General features: G+C 62.3%; 11 protein-coding genes. 7 read left to right on the plus strand and 4 right to left on the minus strand.

The window, feature by feature from the left end:
• Positions 1 to 174 precede the first annotated feature (174 nt).
• Complete coding sequence (acs, locus tag K6M89_RS20805; RefSeq protein WP_222140802.1) at positions 175 to 2,130, plus strand: acetate--CoA ligase; 1,956 nt, start codon at positions 175 to 177, stop codon at positions 2,128 to 2,130.
• Between the two features lie 107 nt (positions 2,131 to 2,237).
• Here the strand turns inward: acs and K6M89_RS20810 are convergent, their stop codons facing one another.
• On the minus strand, positions 2,238 to 2,462 hold the full coding sequence (locus K6M89_RS20810; RefSeq protein ID WP_222140803.1) for a DUF1674 domain-containing protein: 225 nt from the start codon (positions 2,460 to 2,462) through the stop codon (positions 2,238 to 2,240).
• A gap of 110 nt (positions 2,463 to 2,572) precedes the next feature.
• On the opposite strand from K6M89_RS20810, the gene htpX reads away from it, so the two are divergent.
• From htpX to purH, 4 genes are all read left to right on the plus strand, one after another.
• Positions 2,573 to 3,529, plus strand: coding sequence for a zinc metalloprotease HtpX (htpX, locus tag K6M89_RS20815; protein ID WP_222140804.1), 957 nt, complete (start codon positions 2,573 to 2,575; stop codon positions 3,527 to 3,529).
• Positions 3,520 to 4,920: an RsmB/NOP family class I SAM-dependent RNA methyltransferase gene (locus K6M89_RS20820; protein ID WP_222140805.1), complete on the plus strand. Its 1,401-nt coding sequence runs from the start codon at positions 3,520 to 3,522 to the stop codon at positions 4,918 to 4,920. Before htpX ends, K6M89_RS20820 begins: the two co-directional genes overlap by 10 nt.
• Before the next feature lie 204 nt (positions 4,921 to 5,124).
• Positions 5,125 to 6,798, plus strand: coding sequence for a heparinase II/III family protein (locus K6M89_RS20825; protein WP_222140806.1), 1,674 nt, complete (start codon positions 5,125 to 5,127; stop codon positions 6,796 to 6,798).
• A gap of 71 nt (positions 6,799 to 6,869) precedes the next feature.
• Positions 6,870 to 8,486 carry a bifunctional phosphoribosylaminoimidazolecarboxamide formyltransferase/IMP cyclohydrolase gene (gene purH, locus K6M89_RS20830; protein ID WP_222140807.1) on the plus strand — a complete coding sequence of 539 codons (1,617 nt, stop codon included), beginning with the start codon at positions 6,870 to 6,872 and terminating at the stop codon, positions 8,484 to 8,486.
• A 130-nt stretch (positions 8,487 to 8,616) separates the two neighbouring features.
• On the opposite strand, the gene K6M89_RS20835 is transcribed toward purH, so the two are convergent.
• From K6M89_RS20835 to K6M89_RS20845, 3 genes are read right to left on the minus strand one after another with little or no spacing between them, the layout of a single operon-like run.
• Positions 8,617 to 10,005, minus strand: coding sequence for an MFS transporter (locus K6M89_RS20835; RefSeq protein ID WP_222140808.1), 1,389 nt, complete (start codon positions 10,003 to 10,005; stop codon positions 8,617 to 8,619).
• Between the two features lie 24 nt (positions 10,006 to 10,029).
• Positions 10,030 to 14,805, minus strand: a complete 4,776-nt coding sequence (locus tag K6M89_RS20840; protein ID WP_222140809.1) for an NAD-glutamate dehydrogenase — start codon at positions 14,803 to 14,805, stop codon at positions 10,030 to 10,032.
• Complete coding sequence (locus K6M89_RS20845) at positions 14,765 to 15,067, minus strand: hypothetical protein (protein WP_222140810.1); 303 nt, start codon at positions 15,065 to 15,067, stop codon at positions 14,765 to 14,767. The genes K6M89_RS20840 and K6M89_RS20845 overlap by 41 nt, the downstream gene beginning before the upstream one ends.
• A gap of 15 nt (positions 15,068 to 15,082) precedes the next feature.
• Here K6M89_RS20845 and pdxY point away from each other — a divergent pair, with 15 nt between their 5' ends.
• A complete protein-coding gene (gene pdxY / locus K6M89_RS20850; RefSeq protein ID WP_222140811.1) occupies positions 15,083 to 15,958 on the plus strand; it encodes a pyridoxal kinase PdxY in 876 nt (291 codons plus the stop codon).
• Between the two features lie 71 nt (positions 15,959 to 16,029).
• A complete protein-coding gene (locus K6M89_RS20855; RefSeq protein WP_010031455.1) occupies positions 16,030 to 16,671 on the plus strand; it encodes a carbonic anhydrase in 642 nt (213 codons plus the stop codon).
• Positions 16,672 to 16,764 lie beyond the last annotated feature (93 nt).

The following is a 16,764-nucleotide window of genomic DNA, read 5'->3' on the forward strand; positions in this document are numbered from 1 at the left end:
TGTCCGGGAAATATGCCGCTATATAACCGGACTGTCGCAGAATTGCAATTCTTCCGAAATCAAATGACCTTTGTCTAATTGCCGTGGCGATGCGACCTGCTATGAATTGCCCTGATTTGAAGTCCGGGCTCGTAGATCGCTTGGCCCGTCGCATGTCCCATGAGGAGGAGTTCCATGTCGGAGAAGATCCATCCGGTGCCGAAGCCGGTGAAGGCGCGTGCCCTGATCGATAAGGAGAAGTACCTGAAATGGTACGAGGAGAGCATCGAGAACCCGGACAAGTTCTGGGGCAAGCACGGCAAGCGGATCGACTGGTTCAAGCCCTATACCAAGGTCAAGAACACCTCCTTTACCGGCAAGGTCTCGATCAAATGGTTCGAGGACGGCCAGACCAACGTCTCCTATAATTGCATCGACCGCCATCTGAAGACGAACGGCGACCAGGTGGCGATCATCTGGGAAGGCGACAATCCCTACATCGACAAGAAGATCACCTATAACGAGCTCTACGAGCACGTCTGCCGGATGGCGAACGTGTTGAAGAAGCACGGCGTCAAAAAGGGCGATCGCGTTACCATCTATATGCCGATGATCCCCGAGGCGGCTTACGCGATGCTCGCCTGCGCCCGCATCGGCGCGGTGCATTCGGTCGTCTTCGGCGGTTTCTCGCCGGAAGCGCTGGCGGGGCGCATCGTCGACTGCGAATCCACCTTCGTCATCACCTGCGATGAAGGCGTGCGCGGCGGCAAGCCGGTGCCGCTGAAGGACAATACCGATACGGCGATCCACATCGCCGCCCGCCAGCATGTCAATGTCAGCAAGGTGCTGGTCGTGCGCCGCACCGGCGGCAAGACCGGCTGGGCGCCGGGCCGTGACCTCTGGTATCACCAGGAAGTCGCCACGGTGAAGGCCGAATGCCCGCCGGTGAAGATGAAGGCGGAAGATCCGCTGTTCATTCTCTATACGTCAGGTTCGACCGGCAAGCCGAAGGGCGTGCTGCACACGACGGGCGGTTATCTCGTCTACGCCTCGATGACGCATGAATATGTCTTCGACTATCATCATGGCGACGTCTACTGGTGCACGGCCGATGTCGGCTGGGTCACCGGCCATTCCTATATCGTCTATGGGCCGCTTTCGAACTGCGCGACGACGCTGATGTTCGAAGGCGTGCCGAACTTCCCGGATCAGGGGCGTTTCTGGGAAGTCATCGACAAGCACAAGGTCAATATCTTCTATACGGCGCCGACGGCGATCCGCTCGCTGATGGGCGCCGGCGATGAATTCGTCACGCGCTCCTCGCGCTCGTCGCTGCGTTTGCTCGGCACGGTCGGCGAGCCGATCAACCCGGAAGCCTGGGAGTGGTATTACAACGTCGTCGGCGACAAGCGCTGCCCTGTGATCGACACCTGGTGGCAGACGGAAACCGGTGGCCACATGATCACGCCGCTGCCGGGTGCGACCGACCTGAAACCCGGTTCGGCGACCACGCCGTTCTTCGGCGTCAAGCCTGAGCTGGTCGACAATGAGGGCAAGGTGCTGGAAGGGGCCGCCGACGGCAATCTCTGCATCACCGACAGCTGGCCGGGCCAGATGCGCACCGTCTACGGCGATCACGAGCGCTTCATCCAGACCTATTTCTCCACCTACAAGGGCAAGTACTTCACCGGCGATGGCTGCCGGCGCGACGAAGACGGCTATTACTGGATCACCGGCCGCGTCGACGACGTGCTCAACGTCTCCGGCCACCGCCTCGGCACGGCGGAGGTGGAATCGGCGCTCGTGTCGCACAATCTGGTTTCGGAAGCGGCAGTCGTCGGCTATCCGCATTCGATCAAGGGCCAGGGCATTTATTGCTATGTGACGCTGATGGCCGGCCACGAAGGGACGGACACGCTTCGCCAGGATCTGGTCAAGCACGTGCGCGCCGAAATCGGCCCGATCGCCGCGCCGGACAAGATCCAGTTTGCGCCCGGCCTGCCGAAGACCCGCTCGGGCAAGATCATGCGCCGCATCCTGCGCAAGATTGCCGAGGACGACTTCGGCGCGCTCGGCGACACCTCGACGCTTGCCGATCCGGCAGTCGTCGACGATCTGATCGCCAACCGGCAGAACAAGGCGACCGCCTGACACACAGAGCCGCTCCGGCCATCCGAGTCCCGGGGCGGCTCACGTTACGTTGTTGGCTGATATTGGGCGGCCTGCGCAAGGCCCGGTTCGGGCCCGACAATCCTTGCTTAGAAATCGATCGCCCGGCCATTGATCTCATAATCGCCGAAACGGGCCGGCTCGGCTCCGTCGCGGCCGCCGATCTCCGGCGGCAGGTCCAGCGGCTTCTGATTCTTTCGCCGCTCCTCGGCCTCGGCAAGCGCACGCTGGGCAGCCGGGGACAGCATCTTGCGCGGCGGCTCCGATCCTTCGGCCGTCGGCGTTTGGCTATTGTCGTTATCGGCGTCCTGCATGGCTTCTCCTGCCGGAAAACATTGAAAATGGCTGGTGAATAACCAAATCATAATGCGCCGCCGCCGGGATTAAAAGCTTGCGGCGCCGAAATCGGAGTTGGAGATTCGCAATGAACCTCGTTCGCACTGCCATGTTGCTTGCCTTCATGACGGCGCTCTTCATGTTTGTCGGCTTCCTGATCGGCGGTCGGGCCGGCATGATGATCGCATTCCTCATTGCCGCCGGCATGAACTTCTTCTCCTACTGGAATTCCGATCGCATGGTGCTTTCGGCCTATCGCGCCCAGCAGGCCGACGAGCGCAATGCGCCGGAATTTTTCGCGATCATCCGTGATCTCGCTCGCAATGCCGGGCTGCCGATGCCGAAGGTCTATCTCTATGACAGCCCGCAGCCGAATGCCTTCGCCACCGGCCGCAATCCCGAAAATGCCGCCGTCGCCGCCTCGACAGGTCTGCTCCAGGCACTGTCTCCGGAGGAAGTCGCCGGCGTAATGGCGCATGAGCTTGCCCATATTCAGAACCGCGACACGCTGACGATGACGATCACGGCAACGCTTGCCGGGGCGATCTCGATGCTTGGCAATTTCGCCTTCTTCTTCGGCGGCAATCGCGACAACAACAACAATCCGCTCGGTTTCGTCGGCGTCCTCGTCGCCATGATCGTGGCGCCGCTCGCCGCCATGCTGGTGCAGATGGCGATCAGCCGCACGCGCGAATATTCGGCCGACCGCCGCGGCGCCGAAATCTGCGGCAACCCGCTCTGGCTCGCGTCGGCGCTCGGCAAGATCGCCCGCGGTGCCGCCCATGTGCCCAACGAGGATGCCGAGCGCAATCCGGCGACGGCGCACATGTTCATCATCAATCCGCTGTCCGGCGAGCGCATGGACAATCTGTTTTCTACGCATCCAGACACGGAAAACCGCATTGCCGCGCTGCAGGAGATGGCGCAAAGCGGCATGAATGTCTCGACGGGACCGGTTCGTGCTGGTAATCCGACGCGCAAATCGCGTTCTGTTCCGAATACGGGTCGCGGTGGTTCGCAACCGCCAAGAGGTCCGTGGTCTTGAATTCAGACGGCACGAGAAAGCCATTCCATAAACAGAAACCTTCCAACGACCGGCCGACCGGCCGATCGACGCCGACCAAGCCCGGCCTGCAGGCCCGGGCCGCGGCGGCAAAAATTCTCGCCGCCGTCGTCGACCGCAAGCTGCCGCTCGACGGTGCTCTCGATCACGAACATGGCAATCCTGCCTATAAGGCGCTCGGCGAAAGCGACCGGGCGCTTGTCCGCGCCATTCTGAACACGACGCTGCGCCATCTGCCGCGTATCGATGCGGCGATCGCCTCGCTGCTGGAATCGCCGCTGCCGGAGGGCGCGCGGGCGCTGCATCACGTTCTGGCAATCGGCGCGGCACAGATTCTCTATCTCGACGTGCCCGATCATTCGGCCGTCGATCTTGCCGTCGAACAGGCCAATCAGGATCCGCGCAATCGCCGTTTCGCCAAGCTGGTCAACGCCGTTCTGCGCCGGCTCGGCCGCGAAAAGGACGAGGTGCTGGCGGAGATCGGCAAGGTCGCGCCGATGCCGGCCTGGTTCCTCGCACGGCTGGAAAAGGCCTATGGCCGCGATGCGGCGCTGGCGATCTCGCAATCGCAGCTCGAGCCGGCGTCGATCGATCTGACCGTCAAATCCGACGCCGAAGGCTGGGCAAAGAGGTTGAACGGCGTTGCGCTGCCGACAGGCGGCGTGCGCCTCGCCGCCTTCGATGGCGGCATTCCGTCGCTCGAGGGGTTCGATGAGGGCGCCTGGTGGGTTCAGGATGCAGCGGCAAGCATTCCGGCCAAGCTTTTCGGCGATCTCTCAGGCAAACGTGCCGCCGATCTTTGTGCCGCGCCGGGCGGCAAGACGGCACAGCTCATCCTTGCCGGCGGCGCGGTCACCGCGCTCGATCAGTCGGAAAGCCGGCTAAGGCGGCTGCGCTCGAATCTCGACCGACTCGGCCTGAAGGCGGAAACGGTCGCGGCAGACCTGACGACATTCAATCCGCCAGAAGGCTTCGATGCGATCCTGCTCGACGCGCCCTGCTCTTCCACCGGCACGACGCGCCGGCACCCCGACGTGCTGTGGACCAAGGGGCCGGAGGATATCGCCAGGCTGGCGGCGTTGCAGGAGCGGTTGCTGCGTCATGCGCTGACCTTGCTGACGCCCGGCGGCATGCTGGTGTTTTCAAATTGCTCGCTCGATCCCGCCGAGGGTGAGGAGGTCGTCGCCCGTGTTCTTTCCGATACGGACGCGATCGAGCGCGTTCCGATCAACGTGGGCGACTGGCCCGGCCTTGAGGCTGCGATCACGCCGCTTGGCGAATTCCGCACGCTTCCGACCATGCTGAAAATGCCTGAGGGCATCGCCTCCGGCCTCGACGGCTTTTACGCAGCGGTGCTGCGACGAGCGGGCTGACCAACCGCAAAGGTCGGAGCAAACCAATGCGGGGATTGAAATCCTCGCATCATCGCCACGGTGCGTTGTGAACCGTCGAATGATCTCAACTGAAATGCGGTAACTTGCGTATATCCGAACTTGTCACGAATTAATTCATTGCGGGCGATGAAATCGGCCGCTTTTCACCTATTCTTAACCACGAGGGTCAATAGACAATAGAATATGCAGTCCGGTCGGCGTTTTGCGAGCATGTATGTTCGGGAAGCTTGGCGGCGCGCCTTGCGCCGCGTCGCGCTGCTGCGCCTGAAGCTTTTTCGCCGTTCGATCAAAGTGCCTGAGCGCCTGATCGTCGCGCCGACCGATCTTCGCGGCATCGATCCGCATGTGGCCGACGAAATTCTCAACGGTCGGTTTCTCCTGGCCGGGCGGATGTTGGAGACGAATGGCAAATCGCCCTTTACCTTCACCCTGCCCTCGCGCCCCTTCGCGACCCGCCTTCACAGCTTCGGCTGGTTGCGGCACATGCGGGCGCACAAGACGGAACGCAACTCGGCCGCCGCCCGCGCCATCGTCGACAGCTGGCTTTCCGTTCATGCCGGCCGCATGGAAGGAATTGCCTGGGAGACCGACGTCACTGCCCAGCGCGTCATCGCCTGGCTTTCCCATTCGCCGGTCGTGCTGCAGAATGCCGACCGCGGCTTCTATCGTCGGTTCATGAAGTCGCTGGCGTTTCAGGTAAGGTTCCTGCATCGCATGGCGCCCTATACGCTCGGCGGTCTGGAGCTGTTTCGCCTGCGCATTGCGCTCGCCATGGCCTCCGTCGCGATGCCGACCCGCGCCTCCACGCTCAAACGGGCGGCCCAGGCGCTCGACCGCGAATTCGATAGCCAGATTCTGCCGGATGGCGGCCATGTCTCGCGCAATCCGCGCGCCGGGCTGGAACTGCTGCTCGATCTGCTGCCGTTGCGCCAGACCTATGTCAATCTCGGCCATGATCTGCCGCAGAAGCTGATCTCCGGCATCGACCGCATGTATCCGGCCTTGCGTTTCTTTCGCCATCAGGATGGGGATCTGGCGCTTTTCAACGGCGCGACGTCGACGCTCGCCAATGAACTGATGTCGGTGCTCAGATATGACGAGACCGCCGGTCAGCCGTTCAAGGCTTTGCCGCAGTCGCGCTATCAACGGCTTGCCGGGGGCAAGACAATCATCATTGCCGATACCGGCACGCCGCCTTCGGGAGGCGCGTTGCGCAGTGCGCATGCCGGCACCCTCTCATTCGAGATGTCGTCCGGCCGCCATCGCTTCATCGTCAATTCCGGCTCGCCGAAATTTGCCGGGCACCGCTATGTCCAGATGGCGCGCACCACGGCGGCGCATTCGACCGTCATCCTCAACGACACATCGTCCAGTCGCTTCTCTCTCTCGCCTTTCCTCAACCATGCGATTACCGAACCGGCCAGGACCGTCACCGTCGAGCGTGCCGAAACGGAGGATGGACGCGACGGCATCAAGCTCAGTCATGACGGTTATGTGCGAGCGTTCGGTGTGCTGCACGAGCGTGAAATCACACTCAATGCGGCAGGCACGATCGTGACCGGCCGCGACCGGCTTGTCGTCCGTGAAGGATATGAGATTGACGAGCCGGTGAAGGCTGTCGCCCGTTTTCACGTCCATCCTTCGATCGTCCTGCAGCAGAGTGACGGGGAGTCTGTGCTGCTGACAGCGCCGGACGGCGAAAGCTGGCTGTTTTCCGCCCCCGGCAATGAAGTGCTGATTTCCGAGGACATTTTCTTTGCCGACAGCTCCGGTATTTGCGGCTCGGACCAGATCGAGATTGACTTCGATCTTGGCGAGAAGACGGAAATCCGCTGGTTTTTATCCCACAAGGGATAGCGCCTGTTTGCGCGGCGGCGAAGCTGTGCTAACGCGGCGCAAGCAGAACCGAAGCCGAACGGAGAAAGTTCATGGCCGTCATTTCCAAGAAGATCCCCGCCCCGGACAAGGTCGAAATCAAGACCGCACTCCTCTCCGTCTTCGACAAGACGGGGATCGTCGAGCTCGCCCAGGCCTTGTCTGAAAGAGGCGTGCGCCTGCTGTCGACCGGCGGCACCTACAAGGCGATTGCCGCGGCCGGTCTCGCCGTCACCGATGTTTCCGACATCACCGGTTTTCCCGAGATCATGGATGGACGCGTCAAGACGCTGCACCCGACGGTGCATGGCGGCCTGCTGGCGATCCGTGACGACAGCGAGCACCAGGACGCGATGAAAGAGCACGGCATCGAGGCCATCGACCTCGCCGTCATCAACCTCTATCCCTTCGAAGAGGTGAGCGCGGCCGGCGGCGATTACCCGACGACGGTTGAGAACATCGATATTGGCGGCCCGGCGATGATCCGGGCATCGGCAAAGAACCACGCCTATGTGACCATTCTGACCGATCCCAACGATTATGCCGAGTTCAAGGAGCAGCTTTCTGCCGATGCCGGCAAGACGGCCTACGCCTTCCGCCAGCGCATGGCGGCCAAGGCCTATGCCCGGACCGCGGCCTATGACGCTGCGATTTCCAACTGGTTTGCCGAGGCCCTGTCGATCGACACGCCGCGCCACCGCGTCATCGGCGGCGTGCTGAAGGAGGAGATGCGCTATGGCGAAAACCCGCACCAGAAGGCGGCCTTCTATGTGACCGGCGAGAAGCGTCCGGGTGTTTCGACGGCTGTCCTACTCCAGGGCAAGCAGCTCTCCTATAACAACATCAACGATACCGATGCCGCCTACGAGCTCGTCGCCGAGTTTCTGCCGGAAAAGGCGCCGGCCTGCGCCATCATCAAACATGCCAATCCCTGCGGCGTCGCCACCGGATCGAGCCTGGTCGAAGCCTATCAGCGGGCGCTTGCCTGCGATTCCGTTTCCGCCTTCGGCGGCATCATAGCGCTCAACCAGATATTGGATGCCGAAACGGCCGAAGAGATCGTCAAGCTCTTCACCGAGGTCATCATCGCCCCTGATGTCACCGAAGAGGCAAAGGCGATCGTCGCCCGCAAACCGAACCTGCGGCTCTTGTCTGCCGGTGGCCTGCCCGATCCGCGCGTTGCAGGGCTGATGGCCAAGACCGTCTCCGGCGGCCTGCTGGTCCAGAGCCGCGACAACGGCATGGTCGAGGATCTGGAACTCAAGGTCGTCACCAGGCGCGCACCGACGGCGCAGGAGCTCGAGGACATGAAGTTCGCCTTCAAGGTCGGCAAACACGTCAAATCAAACGCCGTGGTTTATGCCAAGGACGGCCAGACGGCCGGTATCGGCGCCGGCCAGATGAGCCGGGTCGATTCGGCCCGCATCGCCGCGTTGAAGGCCGAAGAGGCCGCCAAGGCGCTCGGCCTTGCGGTTCCGATGACCAAGGGTTCGGCGGTTGCTTCCGAAGCCTTCCTGCCGTTTGCCGACGGTCTTCTGTCGATGATTGCCGCAGGCGCGACGGCGGTGATCCAGCCGGGCGGCTCAATGCGCGATCAGGAGGTCATCGATGCCGCCAACGAACACGGCGTCGCGATGGTCTTCACCGGCATGCGCCACTTCAGGCACTAGAACAGGATGATTTTCGGCCCGGTCGGCCTAAAATATGAATCCTGTTCTAAATTAAAGAGTTAGAGCATGATGTCGCCCGAAAACTGCTCACACTTTTCGATATCATGCTCTGAAGAGTGCCGGACAATCGTCAGGCGCGGTCGGCCGGATAAGGCGTGCGGATCAAGAGCAGCAGGCCGCCGGCGAGGAACAGGATCAGCGTCGCCATTCCGAGCCGCGGTGATCCGCTGATATAGGTCATCAGCGAGAAGAGCAGCGTCGCCATGAAACTCGTGGCGCGCCCTGAAAGCGCATAGATGCCGAAGTAGCGGCCGGCTTCCTCGAGGCTGACGCTGCGGGCGAGATAGGAGCGCGACGAGGCCTGCACCGGCCCGAAGGCGAACCCGATCAAGAGGCCATAGAGAATATAGGCCTTTTCCGCCGCGGTGCCGAAGAGGCCGCCGGAATCGGCCGTCGGCAGCGCCATCAGGCCAAACAGCGTGTAGCCCGGCCCGGTCGAGATGATGCCGACGGTGGCGAGAAGCAGCATGGTAAGGCTGATGACGACGGTTACCTTCGAACCGACGCCCTTGTCGATCCGGCCGGCGATCAGGCAGCCGAAAATGGCGACGACGTTGAGGATGATGCCGTAGAGACCGATCTCGATCGTCGCCCAGCCGAACATGCCGGCGGCGAAAACGCCGCCGAGGATCAACAGGCCGTTGACGCCGTCCTGATAGATCATGCGGGAAATCAGGAATTTCAGGATGCCGCGCCGCTCTTTGAGTTCGCCGAGCGTGTTTCTCAACTCCCGCAGGCCGGCGCGGATGGCAGTGCCGAAGGGCAGGCCTCTGCCGACATCGGGCGTGAAGAAGAACATCGGCAGGATGAAGATCAGGTACCAGACGGCCGAGATCGGCCCGGTGATGCGCGCATCCTGGCCGGTCTTGGGATCAAGGCCGAAAAGCGGGTCGAGGCCGAGAACGGTCTTGCCGCTTTCCGGGCTTGCCGCCAGAAGCGTGACGACGGCAATCAGCACGATCATCCCGCCGAGATAACCCAGCCCCCAGGCGGTGTTGGAGAGCTTGCCGACCTCGTGCTTGGCGACCAGACGCGGCATCATAGAATCGTTGAAGACGATCGAAAACTCGGCCGAAATCGAGGCGAGGATCATGAAGATCACGGGATAGAGGACAGGCGAACCCGGGGCGGCGAACCACAGGCCGAAAAGGCTCGCGATCTTGATGATCGCGAAGAATCCGATCCAGGGTTTGCGTGCGCCGGACTGGTCGGCGATAGAGCCGAGAACCGGCGAGAGCAGGGCGATGATCACCGAGGAGATCGTCGCCATGTTGCTCCACGTCGTCTGGGCCGACACCGGATCATCGGTCAGGCGCGAGACGAAATAGGGCCCGAAGATGAAGGTGGTGACCACGGTGAAGAAGGGCTGCGCCGCCCAATCGAAGAACATCCACCCCCAGATGCCCTTCTCCGTGGCTTTTGGCGGCTGCGTTCCTGTCCAGTCTATGCGATTCAACATCCGCTCCTGTTTTGGCGGACTGTCTCACCTCGCCCGGTCGCGCGCAAGATCGGTCAGGATACCTGCAGCAACGGTAATACGCGCGAGATTGGGGTCGCCGCTGTCGCTGAGGCTCGAAAGTTCCTCGACGATGCGGTTGATGCGAACGCGATCCTGGGCATGCCAGGCCTGGACGGGCAGCTTTTCCTTGCCGTGATCGGAAAGGGCCGAGATGACGATGTCGCGCCGGGCGCTGGCAATCTGGTCGATGCTGCGGGCAAGGGCCAGATTTTCGTAGTGGTCGGAGGTGAGGATCCGGCCGCCGGCCGCCAGCAGCCGGGCGATGCGGAAGGTCCTCGACACCGCGAAATAATTCTCGGCCGCACGCACCAGCGGCTCGCCGGTGCGCTCGGCGATCTGCATGATCTCCGGCACCAGCGCGAAGCTCTGGAGGTTGGCGATCTCGGCCGCGAGCTTTTCGGGCACACCTGCCTGGACATATTCCGCCTGGCGTGCCGCGGCATCGCCCGCCGCCTGCTCGGCGAAAGAAGGCCTCAGCTTCTTCAGGGCTGCCTGCAGCCGGCTAATCACCTCGGCCATATCGGACCTGGTCATGGCGGTTTTCAACAGCAGCCGCGTGAGCACGATATAGCTGTGGCTGATTTCCTCGTAGACTCGGTTCTGCATCTCGCCCGATATCGTGCCGTCGAGTGCATCCGTCTCGGCCCAGAGCCGGGTGAGATCGAAACCGTCGCGGGCAACGATTGCAGCGCGCACCACTTCCGGCGCCGAAGCCGCCGTCGCGTCCATCATGGCGACGGTGAAGCTCGGCCCGCCGCGGTTGATCGCTTCGTTGGCAAGCACGGTCGCGACGATTTCACGCCGCAGGCGGTGGCTGGCGATGTCGCCGGCGTTCGACTTCTGCATTTTGACGGGGAAATAATTCGACAGCGTCGCGGCAAAATAGGGGTCGTCGGGCAGATCGCTTGCGGCGAGCGCATTGAAGAGCACGATCTTGGCATAGGAGACCAGCACGCCGATCTCCGGCCGCGTCAGCGGCTTGCCGGCCGTATAACGTTCGGCGAGGGTCTGGTCGTCGGGCAAGGTCTCGACCTTGCGGTTCAGCTGACCGGCCCCCTCGAGTACGCTCATGAAGCGGCCGAGCTCCAGGCCGTTGGCCGTGCCCTTGCGCTCCGTCAGCGAGATCGCCAGCGACTGGAGGTAGTTGTTGCGCAGCACCAGGGCCGCCACTTCGCCGGTCATCGATGAAAGCAGCTGGTCGCGTTTTGCCCGCGTCAGCCGCCCGTCATGCATGGCGGCCGCCAGCGCAATTTTGATGTTGACCTCGACGTCCGAGGTGTTGACGCCGGCCGAGTTGTCGATGGCGTCGGAATTGCAGCGCCCGCCGTTAAGACCGTAGGCGATACGGCCCTTCTGGGTGACGCCGAGGTTTGCGCCCTCGCCGATCACCTTGGCGCGCACCTCCGCCGCCGTGACGCGGATCGGGTCGTTGGCACGGTCGCCGACTTCGGTATCGGTTTCGGACGGCGCTTTGACATAGGTGCCGATGCCGCCGAACCAGAGCAGGTCGACCGGGCTCTTCAGGATCGCCGTCATGATCTCGAACGGCGTGGCCACGGCTTTGTCGATGCCGATCGCAGCGATCGCTTCTGGCGTCAGCGTCACCGATTTCGCCGCGCGGGAAATGATCATCGCTCCCTTCGAAAGCATGTTTCTGTCGAAATCCTGCCAGCTCGAGCGCGGCAGGTCGAAGAGCCGCTGGCGTTCTGCCAGCGTCTTTTCCATGTCGGGATCGGGATCGATGATGATGTCGCGGTGGTCGAAGGCGGCGACGAGCCGGATCTTCGGCGAGAGCAGCATGCCGTTGCCGAAGACGTCGCCCGACATGTCACCGACGCCGGCGACGGTGAAGGGGGTCGTCTGGATGTCGATGTCCATTTCCCGGAAATGGCGTTTGACGGTTTCCCAGGCGCCGCGGGCGGTGATGCCCATCTTCTTGTGGTCATAACCGGCCGAGCCGCCGGAGGCGAAGGCATCGTCCAGCCAGAAGCCGGCTTCCTGCGCCAGCGCATTGGCGGTGTCGGAAAAGGTTGCCGTGCCCTTGTCGGCAGCGACGACGAAATAGGGGTCGTCGCCGTCGAGCCTCACCGTATCCTTCGGCGGCACGATCTCGGCACCGGAGATATTGTCGGTGATCGAAAGCAGCGTGCGGATATAGGTCTTGTAGGCCTCGCGGCCGGCATTGAAGACCTCGTCGCGGCTGCCGCCGACGGGAAGCTTTTTCGGATAGAAGCCACCCTTGGCGCCGACCGGCACGATGACGGCGTTCTTCACCTGCTGTGCCTTGACGAGACCGAGCACCTCGGTGCGGTAATCCTCGGCGCGGTCCGACCAGCGCAGGCCGCCGCGCGCCACCTTGCCGAAGCGCAGATGCACACCTTCGACCTCGACGCCGTAGACGAACATCTCGCGGAAGGGTTTCGGCTGCGGCAGCCCGTCGACCAGGTGCGGATCGAGCTTGAAGGCGAGCATCGCTTTCGGCGAACCATCAGGGTTTTTCTGGAAGTAATTGGTGCGCAGCGTCGCATCGACGATGTTGACGTAGCGGCGCAGGATGCGGTCGTCGTCGAGGCTCGGCACCTCGGCAAGCTCGGCCTCGATCGCCTGGTGCAGCTCGGCGAGCTTCTTCACGCGGGCCTTTTCCGGCAGCTTGGGATCGAGCGTGTCGTGGAACAGCCGGAAAATGGCGGCAGCGACCTCAGGATATTTGTCGAGCGTCGTTGCGATATAGTCCTGCGAATAGGCGATGCCGGCCTGGCGGAGGTAGCGCGCATAGGCGCGCAGCACATTCGTTTCGCGGGCCGAGAGCCCCGCCGAAAGGATCAGCCGGTTGAAGCTGTCATTGTCGATCGTGCCGGCGAAGGCGGCGACGAAGGCTTCCTCGAGGGCGGCGCCATAACGCTGCAGGTCAATGTCGCGGCCGTTGCGGGTCTCGAGCTCCATGTCATGCAGCACGACGAGTTCGGTTTGGCCGTCGGCGACCGGCACCCCGATATCGAAGGTGCGTTCGCTGACGACATTGAATCCGAGGTTCTCGAGAAGCGGCACGCGCCGAGACAGCGCCAGCTGGCCGCCGGCGTGGAAGATCTTCAGCGAAAGGATGCGGCCCTGTTCTTCCTGACGATGATAGAACTGGATGCGGAGCGGCTCGCCGGCGGCGCAGGCGCCGATATCGGCGAGGTCCGCTACGGTTTCCTCAGGGGTGAAGGAATCCTGGAAGGCCTGGTCGACCGATATTTTCGGCGCCTTCGGCCCGGCCAGCGCTTCGAAGCGGTCGTCCCAGCGGGCGGTGATTTCGCGGATCGTCTGCTCGAGCTTGGCTTGCGGAATGCGTGGCGTCTTGCCGCCGGAGCGACCGATGATGAAATGCACGCGCGCCACGCCGCCTTCGGGGAAAGCCGGGTAATAGGCGGAGACACGCCCGTCATAGACCGTCTTCAGATAGGTGCCGATCCGCTCGCGGACGATGGAATCGTATTCCTCGCGCGGGACATAGACGATCACCGAGACGAAGCGGTCGAAATGGTCGATGCGCGGCAGGACGCGCACGCGCGGCCGGTCGGCCAGGTCGTTGATCTGCTCGGCAAAGCTTGCAAGCAGCGTCGTGTCGATCTGGAAAAGATCGTCGCGCGGATAGGATTCCAGCGTGTTATCAAGCATGCGGCCGGAATGGCTCATCGGGTCGAAGCCGAAATGCTCCTTCACCTTTTCGATCTTGGAACGCAGCAGCGGGATTTCCGAGGCGAGCGAGGTATAGGCGGTCGAGGTGAAGAGGCCGACGATGCGCAGCTCGCCGGTGACATTGCCCTCGGCGTCGAAACGTTTGACGCCGACATAATCCATATAGGCGCGGCGATGGACGATCGATTTCACATTCGCCTTGGTGACGATCAGGAAGTCGGGGCCGTCGAGGAAGGCGAGGATCTCGGGCGTCGTGGTCACGGCATCCTTGCCGGTGCGCAGCACGAGAACATCGGGATTGGAGAGGATGCCGAGGCCCGTCCCCTTGTCGCGCTCGACCTTGGCGTCGGCACCCTTGCCGGAATAGACATATTCGCGCATGCCGAGGAAGGTGAAATTCTCGTCGCGCAGCCAGGTGAGGAACGCCACCGCCTCGGCGTGTTCGGCCTTCTTGCGGCCAGCGCCATTGGCCGAAAGCTCGGCAATCACCCCGTCGAGCTTGGAAAGCATCGGCTCCCAGTCCGAGACGGACAGACGGACATGTTCGAGCACAGTCTGGATGCGATTGACGAGATCGGCAGCCTGGCTGGAATTCAACGGGGCGATATGAAGCTGGATGTGGCTGACGCGCGTCGCGGGATCACTCGGCTGGTCGGCGGAATAGAGCGTAGGCGCCTTGCCCTTCTCCATGATGAGGATGGGATGTATGGCCATGAAGAGATCGCGGTGGGTGCTCGTCACTTCACCCATCACCGATTCATAGAGGAAAGGCATATTCCGGTCGGTGACCGAAAGCACCGAGACGGCAATGCCGTCAGGCGCCACACCGCCGATGGCGTCGATACTGACGCGCGGGGTCTTGCTGTTCCAGGCGGCAAGTTCTTTGGCCGAATGCACGGCAGAAAGCGCCAGCATTTCAGGCGTGTAGCGTTCGAGATCGTCATTGCTTGCCCGGCCGAAGAGAATTTCCGGATCGAGATGGGCCTCGCCCCTCTCCTTGGCGATCTTTCGCGCGCCTTCAATCTGTTTTTCTCGTTTCGGATTGTTTCTGGCAGCCATGGATCGCCTCCCGCAATGGACTGATTTTCTGCAAGCTAGCAGAAGATTCTTCGAAAAAATCTCTAAAATGGGGGCCAGCGGGATGGTTTTGATGCTTTTTTGACGTCGGAAATGGGAAATTGTCGGAGATTTTTCCGATTTCGTAGCCAAAACAAACGTGGACGGCCCTCTTTTTGTTTTTTCTTCCGCCGCACATTTCCATGCTCACGTGAAGAATGGTTGACAGCGTGGCGTCAAAAAGATCATCAAACGCCATCATCATTCGGACCTCGGTATCATGTCGGAAAATGCAGCGGGCGCAGTCATCGTCATTTCCAGCCATGTCGTGCGCGGCTCGGTCGGCAACCGGGCGGCGGTGTTTGCGCTGGAGACGCTCGGCCATCCGGTCTGGGCGCTGCCGACCGTCGTTTTGCCCTGGCATCCCGGCCATGGCCGTTCGACGCGGCTGACATTTGCGGAAGCCGATTTCGACGCGGCGATCGACGATCTGGTCCGTGCGCCCTGGATCGGCGAAGTCCGGGCAGTGCTTTCGGGCTATTTCGGCAATGCCGCCCAGGCGCGCTCCGTCGCCCGGCTGATCGCTGCCCTCCGGCAGAACAATCCCGAACTGCTCTATGTCTGCGATCCCGTGATGGGCGACCTCGGCGGCCTCTACGTGCCGGAAGCCACGGCCGAGGCCATTCGTGATCATCTCATCCCGCTCGCTTCGCTGGCGACGCCGAACCGCTACGAGCTTGCCTGGCTGTCGGGAGCGGCGCTTGACGACAATAGCGCGATCATGGAGGCGGCGCTGGCGCTCGGGCCATCGCGCATGCTCGTCACCTCGGCGGTGCCGATGATGGCGGGCGGCACCGGTAATCTCTACCTCTCCGGCCGTCACGCGCTTCTTGCCGAGCACCGCGTCGTCGAGAACCCGCCGAATGGTCTCGGCGACCTGCTCGCCGCGGTTTTCCTGTCGCGCCTGCTGTCCGGCCTCGAGGATGAAAAGGCGTTGCAGCTCGCCACCGCCAGCGTGTTCGAAGTGCTCGCGCGTGCGGTCAAGCGCGGCAGCAACGAGTTAATGCTGGCAAGCGACGCGTCCAGCCTTTCGACGCCGATGGCCATGGTGCAGATGCGGCGGCTCGTCCACCCGGCGCAGCGGCGGAAAAAATGACGCATCTGCCAGTTTGCTCATTTTGCGGTGCAGCAGTTGATCTTGTCTTCCGTGCGCGCTAATCCAGAAGCATGCAGCGTTTTCCAAACACCCTTCTGGACGGTTATCGCAACTTTATGAACGGGCGTTACGCCGACGCCCGCGACCGATATCGGCAACTGGCCGAAAACGGTCAAAGTCCCAGTACGCTGGTGATTGCCTGTTCGGATTCACGTGCGGCGCCCGAGCTGATCTTCGATGCCGGCCCGGGCGAGCTTTTCGTCATCCGCAACGTCGCCAATATGGTGCCGCCCTACGAGCCGGACGGTCATTTCCATTCGACATCGGCCGCGCTCGAATTTGCTGTGCAGGCGCTGAAGGTCTCGGATATCGTGGTGATGGGCCATGGCCGCTGCGGCGGCATCCGCGCGGCGCTCGATCCGAATGCCGAGCCGCTGTCGCCGGGCGATTTCATCGGTCGTTGGATGTCGCTGGTCAAACCGGCAGCCGAGCAGATCCAGAGCAATGATGTGATGACGGCCGCCGAGCGGCAGACGGCGCTGGAGCGTGTCTCGATCCGCAATTCGATCGACAATCTCAGAAGCTTTCCCGACATCAAGGCGCTCGAGGAAGCGGGAAAAATGCATCTCCACGGCGCCTGGTTCGACATATCGACGGGTGAACTCTGGGTGATGGACGCCGAAACGCGTGATTTCATTCGCCCCGAGATCTAGGGATCAACGGGTTTATCAGTTTTTTAAGGATTGTTGTTAAGCTGCCGGAATTGGTCGCGCACGACCGACGTCTTGATCACCGTGGCGATTGGC

The organism is Rhizobium croatiense, from assembly GCF_019793465.1.
Taxonomy (GTDB): Bacteria; Pseudomonadota; Alphaproteobacteria; order Rhizobiales; family Rhizobiaceae; genus Rhizobium; species Rhizobium croatiense.